General features: G+C 53.9%; 1 protein-coding gene. It reads right to left on the reverse strand.

The features are described from left to right. Window positions 1-521 precede the first annotated feature (521 nt). Window positions 522-1,680: Ig-like domain-containing protein (locus NW857_RS07125; protein ID WP_414368468.1), on the reverse strand; the 1,159-nt coding region annotated here is incomplete at its 5' end.

The following is a 1,680-nucleotide window of genomic DNA, read 5'->3' on the forward strand; positions in this document are numbered from 1 at the left end:
AGGGCTTCTTTGGCCGCGACGTGGAGGTGCAACTGCAGCAGCCCCGAGAACATCAGGTGGAGCTGGCGCTCATCGCCCGTCCCGGATCCCAGGCCACCTGAGCAAGACAGCGGGGCTTAGGTCCTTTGCTTCTCTGCACGACTTTTTCACAGTTTTGTTCCTAAGATTAGAACGACTCACACAGGTGTGTTGAAGACTGAGACACTAGAGGAAGGAGACTTGGGGATCCCCATATTTGGGATCCCTATTTTTTGAATGATAAAAAGTTAGCAGGATTCCTCTCGGAGCGACACGAAAACAGCGCCAGCAATGACGCTAATCTCAGCTCTCGTCCTCAAGCTGGTTGCCAGTCGCTTGCCAAAAGCTTCTACAACCCACCTCATGCAATCCAAGGGATCCCTGGCAGCAGTTGTCACCGGTTGGTCTCGTAGGGTTTTGGTTCCAAGATAAGCAGTTGGTCAAGAAACTTAACATCTAGGTCAACTCATCTTAACTCAATAAAGACTCCCCGAGCCATCGGGTTAACTTTTGTGGGTCTCAGCAGCCCAATCCTGAATAATCCAGGTACGCAAGATCTGGATTTCTTCAGGGCTCAAGTGGCCCAAGCGATCCGTGCCGGTGCCGTTGCGGCGAATGTAGGCCAATTCGGGAGATCCGCTGCGTCCAATAAAAGAGCCGGGAAATTCTCCTTGGGGATCACTCACGGGGGGTCTCGGCGTCGGCACAGTTCCCGTCCCAAGCTCCGATAAGGAACCGGGGGCGTCGGCCCCTTCTCCTTCTGCATTCAAGGGGATCCCTGCCGCCCGTTGAATAACAGCATGGCGAGCCAACCAGCGCGGTTTCAGCAACTCGCTATTTTCTGATCCGGGCGTTACGTAACGCATCACCGCGGCATAGCTATCCAAAGGGCTGCGCCGCATCCGACCGGCCCGCTGATGACAACCCACACAGCTAGCATCCAGTAGGGGCTGAATATCTCGCTGGTAGGTGTATTGAGGCTCGGTGCGGAAGGTCAACTCTATGGGATTTTGTAAATCTAGCTCTTTGGCAGCAGGTAAGAACACTCTGTAATCGGTACTGTAGTTGAGTGGCTGTAAAGGCTGTACAATTAGCTCGTTTCCCTGGATATCAAAGGCCACTTCCAAAGGAGGCTGGATCCCAAAAGCCAAACTCGTCATTCCTGTCGGAAGCTCTCGGTCGAAACGCAGGCGAATACTTTGATCAACTGGGATCCCTCTTTGGCCATTGGAAGGATTGCTAGAGACCAATGCGACTCCACCTTGAGGAAGAGGAGTAAATTCTACCTGAGCTTTTCGGGCCGCCACTCTTGGTTGTAAAAGAGTTAATGCATTGGGATAGAAAGTGGCATATTGCTCCAGTTGAGTTGGCGATGGGTTTTGCTGCCAAACACTGCGAGGCATTCGCACCGTGAAGAGGGGCACTTGTTGTTCCCCACCTTGCCCCAGTACTTCTAAAGTGAGCTGCTCCGCCTGCGGCTGTGCCTGAAATTGTTGTGCCAAGGTTTGCCAAACCAAAGAGCGCGATTGCTCGACAAGCTGTGAATAGCTCTGCCCCTGCACCCGTAGAGAGAGCGGCCATCCTACCTCACCCCAAGCCAGCACCCAGGCCAACCCGAAGGCGAGCAACAGGGATCCCAGCTTCAGCCAAGGCCGGCGGCGA

The sequence above is a fragment of the Synechococcus sp. H55.9 genome (assembly GCF_047462355.1).
Lineage (GTDB): Bacteria > Cyanobacteriota > Cyanobacteriia > Thermostichales > Thermostichaceae > Thermostichus.